Origin of the sequence: Microbacterium foliorum, from assembly GCF_003367705.1 — a bacterium.
GTDB classification, from domain to species: Bacteria; Actinomycetota; Actinomycetes; order Actinomycetales; family Microbacteriaceae; genus Microbacterium; species Microbacterium foliorum.
In genome coordinates, this window is sequence record NZ_CP031425.1 from 3117736 (window position 1) to 3137753 (window position 20018).

General features: G+C 70.4%; 15 protein-coding genes. 5 read left to right on the forward strand and 10 right to left on the reverse strand.

Features of this window, described 5'->3' with window-relative positions:
* Nucleotides 1–157: 157 nt before the first annotated feature.
* The 3 genes from mmsB to DXT68_RS14770 are packed head-to-tail and all read right to left on the reverse strand — an operon-like array spanning nucleotide 158 to nucleotide 3767.
* Nucleotides 158–1057 carry a 3-hydroxyisobutyrate dehydrogenase gene (mmsB, locus tag DXT68_RS14760; protein ID WP_045253609.1) on the reverse strand — a complete coding sequence of 300 codons (900 nt, stop codon included), beginning with the start codon at nucleotides 1055–1057 and terminating at the stop codon, nucleotides 158–160.
* Nucleotides 1054–2235: an acyl-CoA dehydrogenase family protein gene (locus DXT68_RS14765; RefSeq protein ID WP_045253608.1), complete on the reverse strand. Its 1182-nt coding sequence runs from the start codon at nucleotides 2233–2235 to the stop codon at nucleotides 1054–1056. Before DXT68_RS14765 ends, mmsB begins: the two co-directional genes overlap by 4 nt.
* Nucleotides 2236–2264: 29 nt before the next feature.
* Complete coding sequence (locus DXT68_RS14770; RefSeq protein ID WP_045253607.1) at nucleotides 2265–3767, reverse strand: CoA-acylating methylmalonate-semialdehyde dehydrogenase; 1503 nt, start codon at nucleotides 3765–3767, stop codon at nucleotides 2265–2267.
* A 179-nt stretch (nucleotides 3768–3946) separates the two neighbouring features.
* Here DXT68_RS14770 and DXT68_RS14775 point away from each other — a divergent pair, with 179 nt between their 5' ends.
* Nucleotides 3947–5995 carry a beta-galactosidase gene (locus tag DXT68_RS14775; protein WP_045253606.1) on the forward strand — a complete coding sequence of 683 codons (2049 nt, stop codon included), beginning with the start codon at nucleotides 3947–3949 and terminating at the stop codon, nucleotides 5993–5995.
* 205 nt (nucleotides 5996–6200) lie between these two features.
* On the opposite strand, the gene DXT68_RS14780 is transcribed toward DXT68_RS14775, so the two are convergent.
* Nucleotides 6201–7385, reverse strand: a complete 1185-nt coding sequence (locus tag DXT68_RS14780) for a thiolase family protein (RefSeq protein WP_045253678.1) — start codon at nucleotides 7383–7385, stop codon at nucleotides 6201–6203.
* A gap of 202 nt (nucleotides 7386–7587) precedes the next feature.
* On the opposite strand from DXT68_RS14780, the gene DXT68_RS14785 reads away from it, so the two are divergent.
* Nucleotides 7588–8175, forward strand: a complete 588-nt coding sequence (locus tag DXT68_RS14785; protein ID WP_045253605.1) for an antibiotic biosynthesis monooxygenase — start codon at nucleotides 7588–7590, stop codon at nucleotides 8173–8175.
* Nucleotides 8176–8907: 732 nt separating this feature from the next.
* Here DXT68_RS14785 and DXT68_RS14790 read toward each other — a convergent pair.
* The 5 genes from DXT68_RS14790 to DXT68_RS14810 all read right to left on the reverse strand — a co-directional run bounded on the left by DXT68_RS14790 (nucleotide 8908) and on the right by DXT68_RS14810 (nucleotide 15570).
* Entirely contained in the window at nucleotides 8908–9864 is a 957-nt protein-coding gene (locus DXT68_RS14790) for an aldose 1-epimerase family protein (protein ID WP_045253604.1), read from the reverse strand.
* The gene (gene araA, locus DXT68_RS14795; protein WP_045253603.1) at nucleotides 9864–11387 is read right to left on the reverse strand and encodes an L-arabinose isomerase; all 1524 of its coding nucleotides are present in this window, start codon (nucleotides 11385–11387) and stop codon (nucleotides 9864–9866) included. Before araA ends, DXT68_RS14790 begins: the two co-directional genes overlap by 1 nt.
* 29 nt (nucleotides 11388–11416) lie before the next feature.
* Nucleotides 11417–13096, reverse strand: a complete 1680-nt coding sequence (locus tag DXT68_RS14800) for a xylulokinase (protein WP_082068878.1) — start codon at nucleotides 13094–13096, stop codon at nucleotides 11417–11419.
* Nucleotides 13093–13812: an L-ribulose-5-phosphate 4-epimerase gene (locus DXT68_RS14805; protein ID WP_045253602.1), complete on the reverse strand. Its 720-nt coding sequence runs from the start codon at nucleotides 13810–13812 to the stop codon at nucleotides 13093–13095. The genes DXT68_RS14800 and DXT68_RS14805 overlap by 4 nt, the downstream gene beginning before the upstream one ends.
* A gap of 744 nt (nucleotides 13813–14556) precedes the next feature.
* Complete coding sequence (locus DXT68_RS14810) at nucleotides 14557–15570, reverse strand: LacI family DNA-binding transcriptional regulator (RefSeq protein WP_045253676.1); 1014 nt, start codon at nucleotides 15568–15570, stop codon at nucleotides 14557–14559.
* 57 nt (nucleotides 15571–15627) lie between these two features.
* Between DXT68_RS14810 and DXT68_RS14815 the strand changes: the two genes are divergently transcribed.
* Complete coding sequence (locus tag DXT68_RS14815) at nucleotides 15628–16473, forward strand: NAD-dependent epimerase/dehydratase family protein (RefSeq protein WP_045253601.1); 846 nt, start codon at nucleotides 15628–15630, stop codon at nucleotides 16471–16473.
* A gap of 49 nt (nucleotides 16474–16522) precedes the next feature.
* Here DXT68_RS14815 and DXT68_RS14820 read toward each other — a convergent pair whose 3' ends face one another.
* Complete coding sequence (locus tag DXT68_RS14820; RefSeq protein WP_045253600.1) at nucleotides 16523–17545, reverse strand: LacI family DNA-binding transcriptional regulator; 1023 nt, start codon at nucleotides 17543–17545, stop codon at nucleotides 16523–16525.
* A gap of 189 nt (nucleotides 17546–17734) precedes the next feature.
* Between DXT68_RS14820 and DXT68_RS14825 the strand changes: the two genes are divergently transcribed.
* Nucleotides 17735–19030, forward strand: coding sequence for an ABC transporter substrate-binding protein (locus DXT68_RS14825; RefSeq protein ID WP_045253599.1), 1296 nt, complete (start codon nucleotides 17735–17737; stop codon nucleotides 19028–19030).
* Between the two features lie 81 nt (nucleotides 19031–19111).
* Nucleotides 19112–20017 carry a carbohydrate ABC transporter permease gene (locus DXT68_RS14830; protein ID WP_045253598.1) on the forward strand — a complete coding sequence of 302 codons (906 nt, stop codon included), beginning with the start codon at nucleotides 19112–19114 and terminating at the stop codon, nucleotides 20015–20017.
* Nucleotide 20018: the final 1 nt, after the last annotated feature.

The window sequence follows — 20018 nt, forward strand, 5'->3', positions numbered from 1 at the left end:
TCTCCGTCGTGGTCATCTCAGTATGTCGCGGCAGTGTCCGGCATCCGCCCGCGCCCGTTCTGCGGACGTCGTCACATTCTGCGGATGTACTCAGGCGGGCCGCCCGCAGATCGGGGCGGCGTCCGCAGATCGGGACCGGGTGCGGGGCGATTCCCCCTCATACGCGATCGTCGCGGATGTCGGTGATGATGCCCGAGAAATCACGCGTCGCCCCCTCCCCCGCGGCGAAGGCCGCGTAGAGCTGCTGCGCCAGTCGCCCCATGCGGGCATCGGTCCCGGTCTGCTCGATCGCCTGCAGAGCGAGACCGAGGTCCTTCGCCATCAGTGCCCCGGCGAACCCGGGCTGGTAGTCGCGGTTCGCGGGGCTCGTCGGCACCGGGCCGGGCACCGGGCAGTTCGTCGTGATCGACCAGCATTGACCGGACGCCTGCGAGACGACGTCGAACAGCGCCTGATGCTCGAGGCCGAGTCGCTCTCCGAGCACGAACGCCTCGGCCACGGCGATCTGCGACACCGCGAGCACCATGTTGTTGCAGACTTTCGCGGCCTGACCGAGCCCGGGTCCACCGCAGTGCACGATGCGCTTTCCCATGACCTCGAGCAGCGGCATCGCAGCGGCGACGTCCTCGTCGGAGCCGCCGACCATGAACGCGAGCGTCCCGTTCTCCGCCCCGACGACGCCGCCCGAGACCGGAGCATCGATGTTGCGGTGCCCGGCGGCGAGCGCGAGGGCGTGCGCGGCACGGGCCTCGTCGACCGCGATCGTCGACGACTCGATGAACAGCGTGTCGGGCCGCGCGGCGGCCAGCAGCTCGGTGCGATACGCGTCGATCACGTGGCACCCGGCGGGGAACATCGTGATGACGACATCGGCGTCGGCGACGGCATCCGCTCCGCTCGCCGCGATCGGGATGCCGGCGGCCTCGGCCGCCTCGATCGCCGCCGGCACGAGATCGAAGCCGTGCACCTCATGGCCTGCCGCGACCAGGTTCTTGGCCATCGGCAGACCCATGTGGCCGAGGCCGAGGAACGCGACCCGGCTCGGCACCCCGATCATGAGTCGCTCCGCATCGACGCGGAGCCGGCGGGCCTCAGCATCTCGCGTCCGACGATCAGGCGCATGATCTCGTTGGTGCCCTCGAGGATCTGATGCACCCGCAGGTCTCGCACCACCCTCTCGATGCCGTAGTCCTGCAGATAGCCGTAGCCGCCGTGCAGTTGCAGCGCGCGGTTGGCGACATCGAAGCCGGCGTCCGTCGCGAACCGCTTGGCCATGGCGCATCGCATCGTGGCGTCGGGTGCCTGCTCGTCGACCGCCCGCGCACCGTCGCTGACCATGAGGCGCGCGGCCTGAAGGTCGGTGCGCATGTCGGCGATCGCGAACAGGATCGACTGCTTCTCGGCCAGGGGCTCCCCGAACGCCATGCGCTCGTGCACGTACTGCACGGCCCGGTCGAGCGCCCACTGGGCTCCGCCGAGCGAGCAGGCGGCGATGTTCAGACGCCCGCCGTTGAGCGCCGACATCGCGATCGCGAAGCCGCGACCCTCGTCGCCCAGCACCGCGGATGCGGGGATGCGGACACCGTCGAGGATGACCTGGCGGGTGGGCTGCGCGTGCCAGCCCATCTTCTTCTCGGGGGCGCCGAAGCTCAGTCCCTCGGCGTCGCCCGGCACGAGGAAGGCGCTGATGCCGCGGGCTCCCGGCTCGCCGGTGCGGGCCATCACCACGTAGACGGCGGCTTCGCCGGCTCCCGAGATGAACTGCTTGACGCCGGTGAGCACGAAGTCGTCGCCGTCGCGGACCGCGCTCGTGGCGATGTTCGCGGCATCCGACCCCGCGCCCGGCTCGGTGAGGCAGTAGCCGCCGAACTCCTGCATCGCGGTGAGTTCGGGCAGCCACCGTCCGCGCTGCACGTCATCGCCGTAGGTGTCGATCATCCAGACCACCATGTTGTGGATCGAGATGTAGGCGGCGACCGCAGGGTCGCCCTTCGCCAGCTCTTCGAAGATGGCGACGGTGTCGGAGCGGCTGAGCCCCGTTCCTCCGAACTCCTCGCGCACGTAGATGCCGCCGAGCCCGAGCTCCCCCGCCCGCCCCAGGGATTCGCGGGGGAAGAGGTGCTTCTCGTCGCGTTCGGCCGCGAAGGGGGCGAGCTCGGCATCGGCGAACTCGCGGACGGCGTCGAGGATGGCCTCGCGTTCTTCGGCGGTGGTGGTGACGGTGGTCATGGTCATCGTGGTTCCTTGCGGGAGGTGTCGCGGGATCAGTGCATGGTGGGGATCACGAAGCTGGCGCCGTCGCGGATGCCCGCGGAGGGCCAGCGGCTCGTGACCGTCTTGGTCTTCGTGTAGAACCGGAAGGCGTCGGCACCGTGCTGGTTGAGGTCGCCGAATCCGCTGCGCTTCCAGCCGCCGAACGTGTAGTACGCGATCGGCACGGGGATCGGCACGTTGACGCCGACCATGCCGACCTCGACACGGGCGGCGAAGTCGCGTGCGGCGTCGCCGTCGCGGGTGAAGATCGCGACGCCGTTTCCGTATTCGTGCTCCGAGGCCATGCGCAGCGCCTCCTCGTAGTCGGCGGCGCGGGCGATCACGAGCACGGGGCCGAAGATCTCCTCGCGGTAGATCGCCATGTCGGTCGTGACGTGATCGAAGAGGGTCGGTCCGAGGTAGAAGCCCTCCTCGTGCCCGTCGACCGTGAAGCCGCGCCCGTCGGCGAGCAGCGTGGCCCCCTCGTCGACACCCTGCTGGATGTACCCGACGACCCGCTCGACCGCGGCCCTCGTGACGAGGGGTCCATAATCGACGTCGGCCGCCAGCGATGGGCCGATCCGCAGCTGCGCCACCCGCTCGGTGAGTCTGGCGGCGAGAGCATCCGCCGTCTCCTTCCCCACCGGGACCGCGACCGAGATCGCCATGCAGCGCTCGCCGGCCGACCCGTACCCCGAGCCGATCAGCGCGTCGACCGCCTGGTCGAGGTCGGCATCGGGCATCACGATCATGTGGTTCTTCGCGCCGCCGAAGCACTGCGCGCGCTTGCCGTGGGCGGCCGCCGTCGAGTAGATGTACTCGGCGATCGGCGTCGAGCCGACGAACCCGACGGCACGGATGCGGTCGTCTGTCAGCAGCGCGTCGACGGCCTCCTTGTCGCCGTGCACGACGTTGAGGACGCCCGCGGGCAGGCCTGCTTCGAGGAACAGCTCGGCGAGGCGCACCGGCACCGAGGGGTCGCGCTCGCTGGGCTTGAGCACGACGGCGTTGCCGGCGGCGAGAGCAGGGCCCGCCTTCCACAGCGGGATCATCGCGGGGAAGTTGAACGGGGTGATCGCCGCGACGACACCCAGCGGCTGGCGCATGGAGTAGACGTCGATGCCGGCACCGGCACCCGTGGAGTACTCGCCCTTGAGCAGGTGCGGGGCACCGGCGGAGAACTCGATGACCTCGAGCCCGCGCTGGATGTCACCCTTCGCGTCGTCGACCGTCTTGCCGTGCTCGCTCGCGAGCAGTTCGGCCAGCGACTGCATCTCGCGCTGCGCCAGGTCGAGGAACCGCAGCAGCACTCTCGCGCGCTTCTGCGGGTTGGTCGCCGCCCACGCGACCTGGGCCGCCTCGGCATCGGCGATCACGTCGCGGACCTCGTCGGCGGACGCGAGCGGAACGCGCGCCTGCACGGCTCCGGTACTCGGATCGAACACATCGGCGAAGCGGCCGCTCTCGGGGGTGAGATGCGATCCGCCTACGAAATGGGGAATGGTGCGAGTCATTGTGCGATATCCCTTCGCGCCGTCGTTGGCACTATGACGATGATAGTTCGACCTCCGGATATTTACTAGGGCGTCCATGTACATTTCGACTGCGGCGCCGCTCCCTTCCGGGCTGCGCTTGGAAAGCGCTTGCCGATAGGCTGGTCGCGCAGATCAACGACGACCTACCCGGGAGATCCATGCATTACGGCGCCGACTACAACCCCGAGCAGTGGCCACGAGAGGTGTGGCCCGAAGACGTGCGGCTCATGCGCGAAGCGGGCGTGACACTCGTGAGTCTCGGGATCTTCGCCTGGTCGCGCATCCAGCCGGCCGAGGGAGAATTCGACTGGGACTGGCTCGACGAGATCATCGGGCTGCTGCACGAGGGCGGCATCGAGGTCGATCTCGCCACCGCCACCGCATCGCCTCCCCCCTGGGCCTCGGCCGCGTACCCCGAGATGCTGCCGCAGGATGCCGACGGCTCCACCTTCTGGCCGGGCAGCCGGCAGGCCTTCGCCCCGTCGTCGCCGATCTACCGCCGCCTCGCCGCCGAGCTCGTCACTGCCCTCGCGGAGCGCTACGCGCAGCATCCGGGCGTCACGCTCTGGCATGTCAACAACGAGTACGGATGCCACCTGCACTACGACTACTCCGACGCGGCACGAGACCACTTCCGCACCTGGCTGCGCCGCAAGTACGAGACCGTCGACGCGCTGAACCACGCCTGGGGAACCGACTTCTGGTCGCAGCGCTACACGGCGTTCGACGAGATCGTGCCGCCACGCAAAGCGCCGTACAGCATCAACCCGACCAGCGTGCTCGACTTCAAGCGCTTCACCTCCGACACCCTTCTCGAGCTGTACGTGATGGAGCGCGACATCATCCGCGCAGCCGGCGCCACCCAGCCGATCACCACCAACTTCATGGGTGCGTTCCCCCCGGCCGACTACTGGAAGTGGGCGGCGGAGGTCGACGTGATCTGCGACGACAACTACCCCGACCCCAACGACCCCGAATCGTTCCGCGGCGCGGCGTTCGCCCGTGAGCTCATGCGCGGACTGAAGCCCGGGGTGCCATGGCTGCTCACCGAGCAGTCCACCAACGCCCTGAACTGGCGTCCGACGAACGCGCCGAAGGCGCCGGGGCAGATGGCCGCGATCAGCGCCCAGGCCGTGGGCCGCGGTGCCGATGCCATCATGTTCTTCCAGTGGCGACAGTCCCGCCGCGGCAGCGAGAAGTTCCACTCCGCGATGCTGCCCCAGGCGGGTCTCGAGACCCGCACCTGGCGCGAGGTCACGGCTCTCGGCGCCCAGCTCGCGCAACTCCCCGATCTGCCCGATGTGACCTCGGGAGCGAAGATCGCCCTCGTCTTCGACTGGGAGAACTGGTGGGCGATCGACGGGCGGGACCACCCGATCGTGCTCGACTACCTCACCCTCTCCCACCGGTGGCACGCGGCGCTGCACCGCCAGAACCTCTCGGTCGACATCGTGAACACGACATCCGACCTGAGCGCCTACTCGCTCGTCGTCGCCCCGCAGCAGTACCTGCTCGGCGATGAGGGTGCGGCGAACCTGTCACGCTACGTGGAACAGGGCGGCCACCTGTTCGTCTCGGCGTTCAGCGACGTCGTCGACCAGGACGACGCGTTCCGCGACGGCGGGTTCCTCGTCAGCCTGCGCGCTGTGCTCGGCGTCGCCCTCGAGGACTTCGGGGCGCTCGTACCGCCCGCGTCGGTGCGCGGCGCGGACTCGGCAGGAGAGGTCGCCAGCCACGCATCCGTCGGCGGCCCCGGACAGTCCGAGGCGCCGCTCGAGAGTCCCGCCGGACGCATCGTCGGGCAGTACTTCGCCGAGGAGCTGCTGGTACAGGATGCCGAGGTGCTCGGCCGCTTCACCGAGGGCCGCACGGCCGGACGCGCCGCGCTCACGCGCCACACGTTCGGAGCGGGCCTCGGGTACTACCTCGCGACCATCCCCGACGACGACGGCATGGCCGCCGTCCTCGGCTGGCTCGCCGCAGAGGCCGGGGTCTCCCCTGAGATCGAGGGGCTGCCGGAGCATGTGGAGGTCGCCCGCCGCGGCAGCATCCTCACCGTCATCAACCACAGCGCCCAGCCGTACGCCGTGGACATCGAGGGGGTCGACCTGCTCGACGGATCGACCGAACCGCGCCGTGAGCTCGACGCCTTCGGGTGGGCGTTCATCGACACGGGCGCCGGCAGCAGCGCCCGGGGAGGCCGCTGACGCCTCGCGTTCGCCGGCCGTTCACCCGCCGGACACGTCGCCCGACTACAACTGCACATGCGCGGACACAGACTCAGACCGGATCGGGTAGTCACGTCATCCGCGCGACACGGTGAGCCTCTGCTCCCGTCGCGGTGATCGCACCGCGAAAGACCCCCGCCGAATCGGGTCGGCGGGGGTCTTCTCCGCTCTGGGACGCCGCGGGCTACAGGCGTTCGATGATCGTGGCGTTCGCCATGCCGCCGCCCTCGCACATGGTCTGCAGACCGAACCGGCCGCCCACCGCGTCGAGCTGATCGATGAGCGTGCCCAGCAGACGGGTGCCGGACGATCCGAGCGCGTGCCCGAGCGCGATCGCGCCCCCGCGCGGGTTGAGCTTCGCGGCATCCGCCCCCACCTCGGCCGCCCACGCGAGGGGCACCGACGCGAACGCCTCATTGACCTCGTACGCGTCGAGGTCGTCGATCGAGAGACCGGTGCGCTCCAGGATGCGCCGCGTCGCGGGAATCGGCCCGGTGAGCATCATCAGCGGGTCGTCACCGACCACCGTGAAGGCGTGGAACCGTGCCCGAGGCGTGAGCCCTAGGGCGTCGGCGCGCTCGGCGCTCATCAGCAGTGCGGCAGACGCCCCGTCGGTGAGCGGCGAGGAGTTGCCGGGGGTGATCCGCCAGTCCAGCTCCGGGAAGCGGGCCGCGAGCGCGTCCGTGCGGAATGCCGCCGGGAGCCCGGCGAGCCCCGCGGCCGTCGTGCCCGCACGGACGGTCTCGTCGGCCACGGCATCCGCTGCCTCCGCGACCGGGATGACCGTGCGGTCGAAGAATCCGTCGGCCCATGCGGCGGCGGCGCGGCGGTGCGACTCCGCCGCGTACTCGTCGAGGGTCGCTCGATCGAGCCCCCAACGGGCGGCGATCAGCTCGGCCGAGACGCCCTGGTTCACGAGCCCCTCGGGGTAGCGCGCGCGCAGACGAGGCGACATCGGGGAGCCGCCCGCGGCGGACGACCCCAGCGGCACCCTGCTCATCGACTCGACGCCCCCGACGATCACCGCATCGTAGGCGCCGGCGACGATCCCCTGTGCGGCGAAGTGCACCGCCTGCTGGCTCGACCCGCACTGCCGGTCGATCGTCGCCGCAGGGATCCCCTCGTCGAAGCCCGCGGCGAGCACCGCCTGCCTGGCGATGTTCGACGACTGGTCGCCGACCTGGCTCACGCAGCCCAGCAGCACGTCGTCGATCTGCCGCGAGTCGAGACCGCTGCGCTCGAGGATCGCGGCGAGCGCCCCGGCCACGAGATCGACCGGATGCACACCCGACAGGGCGCCGCCCGGCTTGCCCCGCCCGACGGGGGTGCGGACGACATCGATCAGAACGGCTTCGCTGCGCGTGCTCATGAGACCCATTCTCTCCCCTCATGGGATGCGGGTCGCGGCCGGGCCCGCACCCGATGAGCGGATGCCGTCTTCGCGCGCCGCGAAAACAGGGCGGCGACACCGGCATCCGAAATACAATCGATTCTGCGCCCGCACCCTGGCGCGACACCCCCACCGTCGAGGCGTCCGTGACCCGGGCGACCGCACTCTCCGAGGACCCACCATGTCCAGCGAACCCATCACCGTCTCCATCCGCCGCGAGGTCGACCCCGAGCATGTGGCCGCAGCCACCGCGTGGGTGCAGACCGGCGTGAACCTCGCGCACCGGTACCCGGGATTCCTCGGCTCCGGCTGGGTGCGCGACGGCGAGGACTCGCACGTCTGGCACATGCTCTACCGCTTCACCGACGAGAAGTCACTGATCGCATGGGAGCAGTCGGGCGAGCGCGAGTGGTGGAAGTCGACCGGAGACCAGTTCGTGCGCAGCGAGCGCGTGAAGCGCCGCACCGGCATCGAGGGCTGGTTCGACGAGCCGACCACCGACACGATCACACTGCCCCGTGCAGACGGATCGACCACCACGGTCGCGATGGTGAGCACGCCTCCGCGGTGGAAGCAGGCCATCTCGATCTGGCTCGGATTCTTCCCCGTCAACCTGGCCTTCACCTACGCGATGAGCCCGGTTCCCGGCTGGAACGAGCTGCCCATCTGGCTGCGCGTGCTGACCACGACCGTGGTGCTCACGCCGATCATGGCCTACTGGGTGCTGCCCTTCGTCACCCGGTCGCTGCGTCGCTGGCTCACCCGCTGACGCGAGACCGCCGCGCGGGCGGCGGCCGGTGCCGCCGCATCGTCTGCGTCCGCATCCGCCGCCGTCCGCATCCGTCGCTCCCCCAGGCGGGGCCACTTGCGCACCTCCCCGCCAGGCGGGGCCACTTGCGCACCGGAATCGGACGATTCGGATGCACAACTGACCCCGCAGAACGTGCGGATGCAGAACTGACCCCGCGTACGCATCTGCACAGCGCAACTGCGCTCGGAACGCACCGCAGTCACACCCCGCCGCATCCGCCGCCGCATCCACCCCCCGCCGCATCCCCGCCGCATCCGCCGCCTTGCCCTGCCCGCTCCCCGGCGGGGCCACTTGCGCACCTCCCCCGCCAGGCGGGGCCACTTGCGCAGCGGAATCGGACGATTCGGATGCAGAACTGACCCCGCACAGCCGCCGGATGCAGAACTGACCCCGCAGAACGTGCGGATGCAGAACTGACCCCGCGCACGCATCTGCACAGCGCAACTGCGCTCGGAACGCACCGCGGCCATCCCACGCCACATCCGCCGCCGCATCCGCCGCCTTGCCCTGCCCCCTCCCAGGCGGGGTCATTTGCGCACCTCCCCGTCAGGCAGGGCCACTTGCGCACCGGAATCGGACGATTCGGATGCGGAACTGGCCCCGCACAATGTGCAGATGCAGAACTGACCCCGCACAACCGCCGGATGCGCACCCGTCCCGCCCCGCCCCGGATCGGCGCGGGACCGCGCCTCAGATCGCGGCGATCCGCCAGGATGCGGAGTGCTGGTCGCCGGGCTCGAGCACGACCAGGTCGGTTCCGGAGTTGAACGCGTCGGGCGGACAGGTCATCGGCTCGACCGCGAGGCCGATGCGGTGGATCGCGTCGATCCCGGGGTTGTCGGCCGTGTGCACCTGCACCCACGGGCACCGCTCGTCGAACGTCATCGCGACGCCGGTCCCGGCATCCGTCACCACGCGCACCTCGGCCACACCGCCCTCGCGGGCGAGGCCCGTGAACGCGTGGTCGATGAAGACGTCGGCGATCGGGCGCGCGGTGCGGAAGTCCCAGTGCGGATGCGCGGTCACGCCCTCGACCGCGACAGGACTCAACCGGTCGGGGGTCACCGTGAGCACGTCGGATGCCGGCAGCGTCAGCGTCCAGTCGTCGACCCGGCCGGAGCCTGCGACGAGGTACGGATGCGGTCCGGTGCCCCACGGCGCGGCATCCGCCCCGAGGTTGTGCGCGGTCACGGTCTGATGCAGCCCCTCGGCATCGAGACGGTACTCGGTCTCGACCTCGACACGGAACGGGTACCCGGTCTGCGGCTCGATGACGGCGGCGAGCACGACGCGGTCGTCGAGCACGAGACGGTCCTCGAACTCGGTCCACGCCAGGAGCCCGTGCAGTGCCTGCCCCCGCGTGGGCTCGGTGAGCGCCAGCCGGTGTTCGACCCCGCCGAAGGTGTAGCGGCCGTCGACGATGCGGTTCGGCCACGGCGCGAGTGTGGTGCCGCGGTATCCGGGGCGCACCTCGTCGGCGTCGAACGGCACGACCAGGTCGCGCCCGTCGATCGTGAGCACGCGCAGCGAGGCGCCGACGCTCGCGATGACCGCCTCGTATCCGTGACTCGCGATGCGCAGCTGTCGGCCGGAGCGCAGACGTGCGGCGGTCACGACATCGACGGCCGGTGCGGCGCCCTGCGTCATCACAGCCCCTGCGCGAGTCGGTAGTACGCCTGGTTCCAGCGCACCTGCTTCTGGAACTCGGGCAGAGTGGTGTCGTCGTCGATCACGAGCAGCTCGACCTCTGCCATCTCGGCGAAGTCCCGGAACGCCTCCAGCCCGACGGCCGTCGACATGACCGTGTGGTGCGCGGCTCCCGCGGTCAGCCAGGCGGCCGCCGAGGTGGTGAAGTCGGGCTGCGGCTTCCAGACGGCGCGACCGACGGGGAGCTTGGGCAGCGACTGACGCGGCGGCACGTTCTCGACGACGTTCGCAGTGAGGCGGAACCGGTCGCGCATGTCGCTGAGCGCGACGACGATCGCGGGACCGGGGTCTGCCGTGAAGACCAGTCGCACCGGGTCGTCCTTGCCGCCGATGCCGAGCGGATGGATCTCGAGAGTGGGCTTCGCGGTCGTGAGCGACGGCGAGACCTCGAGCATGTGCGCACCGAGGATCAGCTCGTCACCGGGCGTCATGTCGTAGGTGTAGTCCTCCATGAGGCTCGCCCCGCCGGGCAGCCCCGACCCCATGACGTTGGCGATCCGCACGAGGATCGCCGTCTTCCAGTCGCCCTCGGCACCGAATCCGTAGCCCTCGGCCATCAGGCGCTGCACCGCGAGGCCGGGCAGCTGCGTCAGCGCTCCGAGGTCCTCGAACGAAGTGGTGAAGGCGCCGAAGCCGCCCTCTTCGAGGAACGACCGCAGACCGATCTCGATCGCGGCGCCGTCGCGCAGCGACTGGTGGCGCTCACCACCGCGGCGCAGCTCGGGGACGACCTCGTACAGCTCCTCGTACTCGGCCACGAGGGCGTCGATCTCGGACGCGGATGCCGCGGCGACCGCATCCGCCAGATCGTTCACGCCCCACGTGTTGACCTGCACGCCGAAGCGCAGCTCGGCCTCGGTCTTGTCGCCCTCGGTCACCGCGACGAAGCGCATGTTGTCGCCGAAGCGGGCGAGCTTGAGCGAACGCGAGGCGGCGAGCCCGGCCGCCGCGCGCTGCCACGTGGCGATCTCCTGACGCACCCGGGGGTCGCTCGCGTGGCCTACCACGGTCTTGCGCGGCACGCCGAGACGGGTCTGGATGTAGCCGAACTCGCGGTCGCCGTGCGCGGCCTGGTTCAGGTTCATGAAGTCGAAGTCGATGTCGGCCCAGGGCAGCTCCACGTTCGCCTGCGTGTGCAGGTGGGCGAGCGGCTTCTGCAGCGCGTCGAGACCGGCGATCCACATCTTCGCGGGGCTGAACGTGTGCATCCAGGCGATCAGGCCGACCACCTTCTCATCGGCGTTGGCCTCGAGGGCGGTGCGCTTGATGGCGGCGGAATCGGTGAGCACCGGCTTCCACACGATCTTCACCGGAACCTCCCCCGCCTCGTCGAGGAGGCGGGCGATCTGCTGAGACTGCTCGGCGACCTGCGCGAGCGTCTCGGGACCGTAGAGGTGCTGGCTGCCGGTGAGGAACCAGACCTCGTAGCCGTCGAGCGAGGTGGTGAGCGGGGTGCGGGGCATGGCGGATCCTTCGGTCTGGCGGGAGGAGTTCAGAGAGCGGTGGTGGCGGCGGCTTCGATGGCGAGCCCTGCGCGGTAGCGGTCGAGGTAGGCGGTGAAGCCGGCGACGTCGGCAGGATCCGGCTCGGCGACCGCGAGGGATGCCGCGGCGAAGACCTCGCCGTCGAGGTACTCCCCCAGAGTGCGCGTATCGGCATGAGCGAGGTACGAGGCGAGCACCGCGATGCCCCAGGCCCCGCCCTCCGCCGCCAGCTCGCCCACCGAGACCGGGGCGTCCAGCGCACCGGCGAGGAATCGCTGCGCGACCCCCGCGGTCCGGAACATCCCGCCGTGCGCGAACATGCGGTCGAGCCGCACACCCTCGGCGGTGAGCACCTGCATCCCGAGCGCGAGCGTGCCGAAGACGCCGTACAGCTGCGCACGCATGAAGTTCGCGAGCGTGAAGGCGCTGTCGGGGGTGCGCACGAAGAGCGGACGCCCCTCGGTGAGGCCGGCGATCGGCTCGCCCGCGAGATGGTTGTAGGCGAGCAGGCCACCGGCATCCGCCTCGCCCTCGAGCGCCTCACGGAAGAGCGCGTCGAACACCGCATCGGCATCGAGCGGCTGCCCGGCCGCGGCGGAGAAGCGCGTGAAGAGACCGGCCCACGCGGCCAGCTCGCTCGCGCCGTTGTTGCAGTGCACCATCGCGACCGCGTCGCCGGCCGGCGTCGTGACCAGGTCGAGCTCGTGGTGCACCTGCGCCAGCGGACCCTCGAGGACGACCATCGCGAAGATGCTCGTGCCCGCCGAGACGTTGCCCGTGCGGGGCGACACCGAGTTCGTCGCGACCATCCCGGTGCCCGCGTCCCCCTCGGGCGGGCACAGCGGGATGCCGGGGCGCAGCCCGCCGGTCGGGTCGAGCAGGGCGGCGCCGTCGGCGGTGAGCGTTCCGGCATCGGCCCCGGCGGGGAGGACGTGCGGGAGAAGGTCTCCGGCGCTCGCCGGCAGGCGGTCGGCCGCGAGCGCGTCGTAGGCCTGCAGCATCCGCTCGTCGTAGTCGCCGGTCGCCGAATCGATCGGGAACATGCCGGATGCGTCGCCGACACCGAGCACGCGACGGCCGGTGAGGGCGGTGTGGACGTATCCGGCGAGCGTCGTCACGAAGTCCAGCCTCGGCACGTGCTCCTCGCCGTCGACGACGGCCTGATGCAGATGGGCGATCGACCAGCGCAGCGGGATGTTCACCCCGAGCAGGTCGGTCAGCTCGGCCGCGGCGACGCCCGTGTTGGTGTTGCGCCAGGTGCGGAACGGCACGAGCAGCTCGCTCTGCGCGTCGAACGCGAGGTATCCGTGCATCATCGCCGAGATCCCGATCGCGCCGAACGACTCGGGGCGCACGCCGTGCACCCGTTCCGCGTCGGCGACGAGCTCGGCGTACGCGGCCTGCAGGCCCGCCCAGACCTCGTCGAGATCGTAGGTCCAGAGGCCGCCGTCGAGGCGGTTCTCCCACGCGAACGACCCGGTGGCGAGCACCTCGGTCGCATCCGATCCGATCAGGCACGCCTTGATGCGGGTCGAGCCGAGCTCGATGCCCAGGCTCGTGCGGGCGGCGACGATGTCGTCGCGGGCGGTGGTGCTGCCGGTCGTGGTGCTGCCGGTCGTGGTGCTGCCGGTCGTGGCGCTGCCGGTCGTGGCGCTGCCGGTCGTGGCGCTGTGGGTCGTGTCGCTCATCGTCGGGCGTCCGAGTTCTGTCCGTAGACGTTCTGGTAGCGGGCGAAGAGGCTGTCGATGGCCTCCTGCGGGATGGGGATCAGCGGGCCGGCCTCGCGGGCGTGGTGCACGGTGCGGGCGACGTCCTCGACCATGACGGCGGCCTTCACGGCATCCTTCGCATCGGCGCCGATGGTGAACGGCCCGTGGTTCTGCATCAGGACCGCGCGGCTGCGGTGCCCGGAGAGTGTCTGCACGATGCCCCGGCCGATCGAGTCGTCGCCGATGATCGCGAACGGCCCGACCGGGATGGGTCCGCCGAACTCGTCGGCCATCGCCGTGATGACGCAGGGGATCTCTTCGCCGCGGGCCGCCCAGGCGACCGCGAAGGTCGAGTGCGTGTGCACGACGCCGCCGACGTCGGGCATGTGGCGATAGACGTAGGCGTGGGCCGCGGTGTCGCTGGAGGGCGAGCGGTCACTGCCCGGCGTTCCGGGGATCACGGCGCCGTCGAGGTCGCAGAGGATCATGTTCTCGGGCGCGAGGTCGTCGTAGCTGACTCCCGAGGGCTTGATCACGAACAGGTCGGCGCCGGGGACGCGTCCCGAGACGTTTCCGCCGGTCCAGACCACGAGCCCGTAGCGCACGAGTTCGCCGTGCAGGCGGGCGACGTCGTCACGGACGGTCTGGATCGATGCGGCGATCTCGGGGGAGAAGGCGGGGGCTTCGTTGCTCACGGGTACCTCGGGTCGTCGGTGGTCACTGTGACCGGTCACAGAAGTGTGTCACGGGGTGCGGCGGCGGTCAAGACGCGCGCTGTCGGCGGTCGACCGTTCACGATTCAGCAAGAGAACACCCACGGCTCGACCGGCCGCCGGGATGCCGCGGAATTCGGCGGCCCGGCGGCCCGGCGGACGCATCCATGCTGAGTTGTGAACGCGGACCAGAGCGCACGACCGGGCGGGGAACGGTCAGCGCGGAGCGGCGTGCGGGGTCAGTTTTGCACCTCGCACCCAGGCGGGGTCAGTTTCGCACCGGATACCCAGGCGGGGTCAGTTCAGCACCGCGCACCCAGGCGGGGTCAGTTCCGCACCGCGCACCCAGGCGGGGTCAGTTTCGCATCGGATACGGCCGATCAACGTGCGCAATCGACCCCGCCTGCGATTCACGTGCGAAATCGGCCCCGCACCGCGACGGCAGCGCGACGGCACGGCACGGGTCAGCACGCGACGGGTCGGCGCGGCCCGGGTCAGCACGGCACGCGACGGCACGGCACGCGACGGCACGGCACAGCACGGCAGGGCAGCACGGCATCGGCCCCGCACCGCGACGGCAGGGACCGCACGGCACGGGTCAGCACACGACGGCACGGGTCGGCACGCGACAGCACGGCAGGGACGGCACGGCACGGCAGGGGCCGCACGGCGGCGCGACGGCACGGCACGGCAGGGGCGCAGCACGGCGCGACGGCACGGCGCGGGTCAGCGCGGCGGGGCGACCGAATCGCGGGTCACCAGCACGGGCGCCACGGGAGGGAGATCGGATGCCGGAGCCTCCGCGCTGCCCGCCAGCACCGCCGCCACCGCACGACGCGCCAACTCGGCGAAGTCCTGCCGCACGGTCGTGAGCTTGGGCCAGTAGTACGCGGCGTCCGGGGTGTCGTCGAATCCCACCACGCTGATGTCGCCCGGCACGGTGAGCCCGGCTTCGTGCAGACCGCCGAGCAGCCCGAGCGCCATCTGGTCGTTCGCCACGAACACGGCCGTCACACCGGATCCGCGCACGGCCTCGACCGCCGCATAGCCCGATCCCGCGGTCCAGTCGCCCTCGAGCACGGGCCCGGCGGCGAGCCCTCTCGCGGCGAGCTCGGCGGCGAACCCCTCGGCGCGGGACTCGGCCTCGAGCCAGTCGGCGGGTCCGGCGAGGTGCGCGATGCTCGTGTGCCCCGCGTCGGCGAGCGCCGCGACCGCGAGCCGGGCTCCCGCCGCCTGGTCGACCGACAGGCCACGAGCCCCCCGGTCGGCCGCGTGCAGGGTGACGACCGGAACGCCGATGCGCACCGCGTCGAGCGCGTCGAGGGTGTGGGCGTGCGGGGCGACGACGACGATGCCCTCGACCCCCTGCATCACGAGGTGGTCGACGGCGGCGACCACGGCATCCGCATCCCCCGCGTCCGCGAAGGCCGCGCTCAGCCAGTACCCGGCCTCACGGGCCGAGGCCTCGAGCGCGGCGATGCTGCGCGAGGGACCGTAGTGCAGGGCGTCGGTCGCCAGCACCCCGAGAGTGCGGGAGCGCCGCGTCCCCAGCGCCCTGGCCGCGTTGTTCATGCGGTACCCGAGCTCGGCCATCGCGGCGAGCACCCGCTCCCTGGTCTCGGCCGCGACCTCCGGATGGTCGTTGAGCACCCGGGAGACCGTCTGCCGCGACACTCCGGCGCGAGCGGCGACGTCACGCACCCCGACGGTGCGCGGGGGCTCGCTGCTGGTGTCACTCACGCCGACGAGTGTATGCCGCACGGCCCCGACTCCCCGTCTTCGTGCCACTCTGGTGACATGCGCATCGCACTCACCGGATCATCGGGCAAGCTCGGCAGCGTCGTCGCGCGGGAGCTCCGCGCCCACGGGTACGAGGTCATCGGCATGGATGTCGCGGGCACCCGCGGTCCCGACTTCGTGCAGGTCGATCTCACGGACTACGGCCAGGTCGTCGATGCCCTCGGCGCCGTCGGCGACCGCCATGACGGCATCGACGCCGTGGTGCATCTCGGCGCGATCCCCGCGCCGGGCATCCGCAGCGACGTCGCGACCTTCCACAACAACATGCCGGCGACGTTCAACGTGTTCTGGGCGGCGGTGCGCCTCGGCATCCGGCGCGTCGTCTACGCGTCGAGCGAGACGGTCCTCGGCCTGCCGTTCGATGTGCCGCCGCCCTACGTTCCCGTCGACGAGGACTACCCCGCCCGCCCCGAATCGGTCTACTCGCTCGTCAAGACGCTCGAGGAGCGCATGGCGACCGAGCTCGTGCGCTGGCATCCCGACCTGTCGATCACGGCGCTGCGCTTCTCGAACGTGATGAACCCCGCGGACTACGCGGAGTTCCCGGACTTCGACGCCGATGCCCTTCGTCGCAAGTGGAATCTCTGGGGCTACATCGACGCCCGCGACGGGGCGCAGGCCGTCGAGCGCGCCCTCGAGGTCGCAGCTCCCGGCTTCGACACCTTCATCATCGCCGCGGCCGACACGGTGATGTCGCGGCCGAACGACGAGCTGCTCGCCGAGGTCTTTCCCGACGTGCCGCGCGCCCGCGAGTTCGGTCCGAACGAGACGCTGCTCTCGATCGACAAGGCGCGACGCGTGCTCGGCTTCGATCCGCAGCACTCCTGGCGCGACGAGGTCTGATCGGACGCACCGTGCAGCGCGCACGATCGACCGGACGTGCGGGCACGCCTCAGCGTCGGGCGATGGTGGATCCGCGGATGACGAGCCGCACCGGCAGACGGTGCGTGCCCTCACCGATGTCGATGCCGTCGATCGCGTCGAACACCCGCAGCGCCGCCTCGCGACCCAGCTGCTGCAGGTTGGCGTCGATGCTGGTCAGCTCGGGTCGGGCGTTGGTGGCGAGCACCTGCCAGTTGTCGTAGCCGATCACCGCGAGGTCGTCGGGAACCGATCGGCCGAGATCCCGCGCCGAGTCGAGCGCCCCGCGGGCGATCTGATCCGACCCGCAGAACACCGCATCGATGTCGGGATGCCGCTGCAGCAGCATCGCCGCGGCATCGCGTCCCCAGTGCTCCGTCCACTCCGAGAACATCGGCTCGCCGACGAGCTCGAGTCCCGCGTCGCCGAGTGCAGCTCTGGCGCCGGCGAGGCGGTCCTGCGCCGCGGCATAGGTCGGGTCGCCCGAGATGTGCGCGATGCGCCGCCGTCCGCAGGCGAGCAGATGCTCGATCGCGAGACGCCCTCCCGCGTAGTTGTCGGGGGTCAGCGACAGGTCGTGCGGGTCGTCTGACGGCGCGTAGGCGTAGACGACGGGCACGGGGATCTCCTGCCCGAGCGACGGACGCGGATCGGTCTGCCGCCCCACGACGATGATGCCGTCGACCCGGCGGCTCAGAAGTTCACGCAGGTGGTGCTGCTCGCGGATGGCGTCACCTCGGGCATCGCACAGGAAGACGTTGATGCGGCCGGCGCCGAAGGCGTCTTCGGCGCCCATGAGGATCGGCAGCATGAACCGACCCTCGAGGTCGCTGGTGAGCAGACCGACCGTTCCCGTGCGGCCGGCGAGGAGGCCACGGGCCATCGCGTTGGGCGTGAACGAGAGTTCGTCGGCGATCGCACGGACCTTGGCCCGCGTCGCCGCCGAGACGTCACCGCGATCGTTCAGCGCCTTGGAGGCCGTCGAGATCGACACTCCTGCGCGCGCGGCGACATCGCCGAGGGTCACAGCCCGCACTCCGGTCGAATCGCTCATCTCACTCCCTGATGCTGAAAGGTTATCGGAACAAGGCTTGACGACCCCGTCGCAACCACGCTATACCTTTTCGAAAGGGTTTTCGTAAGTTTCGAAAAATCCGGATCCACACCATCTCCACACCGGCGCTGCACTGCCGAAGCGCCACACCGCATCCGCTCGAGGAAGAGCCAAGAGGAGCCCCCGCCCATGAACATCATCCGCACACACGCCGCGCGCCGCGCATCCGCCGCCGTCGTCGCGGCCGGCCTGCTGGTCGGCGGCCTCGCCGCCTGCGCACCCGCCGCAGACGAGGCCTCGAACGAGCCGATCACGGCGGAGGGGACCGACGACGGCACGACGCTGACGCTGTGGACCCGCGCGCCCATCGAGCGCCAGGCCAAGCTGCTCGTCGACGCCTACAACGCGAGCCACGAGAACCAGGTCGAGCTCACGGTCGTGCCCAACGACGACTACGTCGCCAAGGTCGGCGCCGCAGCCGGCTCGGGAGGGCTGCCCGACCTCTTCGCCGCCGACATCGTCTACGTGCCGAACTGGGCCCAGCAGGGACTCTTCCAGGACATGTCCGAGCAGATCGACGGCCTCGACTTCAAAGACGAGATCAACCCCGGCCACCTGGCGGCGGGCACGGTCGACGACGCGGAGTACGTGCTGCCGTTCGCCCTCGACCTCTCGATGCTCTTCTGGAACAAGGAGCTCTTCGCCGAGGCGGGCCTCGACCCCGAGAAGGCACCCGCCACGCTCGAGGAGTTCTCCGAGGCGGCCATGGCCGTGCAGGCTCTGAACAAGCCCGACACCTACGGCACGGCGACGGGCCTGAACTGCGGCGGATGCCTGGTGTTCACCTGGTTCCCCTCGATCTGGGCATCCGGTGACGAGGTCATGAACGACGACGGCACCGAGTCGCTGCTCGACGGAGACTCCGCCCAGGCGGTGTACGACACGTGGGCCGGGCTCGAAGAGGCCGGAGCCGTGCTCCCCAGCTCGACGGATGAGGCCGGCCCCACCTGGACGGCCGCGTTCAGCGAGGGCAAGGTCGGCGTGATGCCCTTCCCCGCCACCCTGCTCCCGTCTCTCGACTTCGACGCCGGCGTCGCCGGCATCCCCGGTGTCGACGGAGGCGTCTCGACCTTCGTCGGAGGCGACGGGATCGGCATCTCGAAGGACTCGAAGAAGGCGGCGCAGGCCTGGAACTTCCTCAACTGGATGATGTCGGAGGACGCTCAGGTCGAGGTGCTCGCGAAAGACGGCAACGCCGTGTCGCGCGGTGACCTCGCCGACAACGAGTACTCCTCCGCCGACCCGAGGCTCGTCACGATCAACGAGGTGGCGGCCAAGGGCGACACCCCGGTGGCGCTCAACTTCCAGCAGGCCTTCAACGCTCCGGGCAGCCCCTGGCTCACGCTGATCCGCAACGCGGTGCTCAACGGCGAGGACTCGGTGCCGGCCGACAACGAGGAGATCACCGCGATCCTCTCGCAGTGACCACGGATGCGGGGGCGGAGCGAACGCGCCGCCCCCGCATCCCTCCCGCACGTCCCGCACTCCTGATCGAAAGAGACCGAGATGACCCAGACCGCACCCCTCTTGCGGCGCCGCAGACCGCGCACCGCGTTCGGCGGCCCGGTGCAGGGCTGGCTCTATGCCGCCCCCACCGCGATCTTCGTCGCCCTGCTGTTCGTCGTGCCGCTGGTGCTGGTGGTGCAGATGTCGGCCTCCGATTGGCCTCTGCTCAGCGGCAACCGGGGCATCAACTTCCCCGAGAACTACGCGGATGCCGTCACCCACCGCCTCTTCTGGGACTCGATCCGCTTCACGCTGCTCTACACCGTCATCACGACCGTCATCCTGATCGGTCTCGGCCTCGGGCTCGCCCTGCTCGTGCAGGAGTCGACGCGGTGGAAGGGCTTCCTGCGCACCGCCTTCCTGATCCCCAGCGCGCTCGGCCTCGCGTCGGCGTCGCTGCTGTTCTACGTGCTGTACTCCCCCATCGCCGGCCCCTTCGCCGGCCTGATGAAGTCGTGGGGCATCACGTTCCTCGGCACGCCGGAGGGGGCGCTGTGGTCGACGATCTTCCTCATCGTGTGGCGCTTCGCCGGCTTCTACATGCTGCTGATGCTCGTGGGCCTGCAGGGCATCCCCGACGACATCTACGAGGCCGCACGCATAGACGGCTCGAGCGCGTGGCAGACCTTCCGTCACATCACGGTGCCGCTGCTCACGCCGACGTTCGCGCTCACCACCGTGATGTGCGTGACCGGGTCGCTGCTCGCCTTCGAGCAGTTCTACATCCTCACCAAGGGTGGTCCGGACAACAGCACCATGACGGTCGTGCAGCTCATCTACAACGTGGCCTTCCAGGGCCAGAACAGCCTCGGCATCGCCGGAGCCCTCTCGGTGATCGTGCTGCTCGCACTCATCGTCATCAACGTCTTCCAGCTGCGCGCGTTCCGCCGCCCCGATGAGAGCTGAG

Coding starts and splice junctions, on each gene's coding strand:
- DXT68_RS14785 (WP_045253605.1), top strand. CDS start 7,588: ATGTCCAGCGAACCCATCACCGTCTCCATCCGCCGCGAGGTCGACCCC.
- mmsB (WP_045253609.1), bottom strand. CDS start 1,057: ATGATCGGGGTGCCGAGCCGGGTCGCGTTCCTCGGCCTCGGCCACATG.
- araA (WP_045253603.1), bottom strand. CDS start 11,387: ATGCCCCGCACCCCGCTCACCACCTCGCTCGACGGCTACGAGGTCTGG.
- DXT68_RS14820 (WP_045253600.1), bottom strand. CDS start 17,545: ATGAGCGATTCGACCGGAGTGCGGGCTGTGACCCTCGGCGATGTCGCC.
- DXT68_RS14765 (WP_045253608.1), bottom strand. CDS start 2,235: ATGACCATGACCACCGTCACCACCACCGCCGAAGAACGCGAGGCCATC.
- DXT68_RS14800 (WP_082068878.1), bottom strand. CDS start 13,096: ATGAGCGACACGACCCACAGCGCCACGACCGGCAGCGCCACGACCGGC.
- DXT68_RS14830 (WP_045253598.1), top strand. CDS start 19,112: ATGACCCAGACCGCACCCCTCTTGCGGCGCCGCAGACCGCGCACCGCG.
- DXT68_RS14825 (WP_045253599.1), top strand. CDS start 17,735: ATGAACATCATCCGCACACACGCCGCGCGCCGCGCATCCGCCGCCGTC.
- DXT68_RS14775 (WP_045253606.1), top strand. CDS start 3,947: ATGCATTACGGCGCCGACTACAACCCCGAGCAGTGGCCACGAGAGGTG.
- DXT68_RS14780 (WP_045253678.1), bottom strand. CDS start 7,385: ATGAGCACGCGCAGCGAAGCCGTTCTGATCGATGTCGTCCGCACCCCC.
- DXT68_RS14815 (WP_045253601.1), top strand. CDS start 15,628: ATGCGCATCGCACTCACCGGATCATCGGGCAAGCTCGGCAGCGTCGTC.
- DXT68_RS14770 (WP_045253607.1), bottom strand. CDS start 3,767: ATGACTCGCACCATTCCCCATTTCGTAGGCGGATCGCATCTCACCCCC.
- DXT68_RS14790 (WP_045253604.1), bottom strand. CDS start 9,864: ATGACGCAGGGCGCCGCACCGGCCGTCGATGTCGTGACCGCCGCACGT.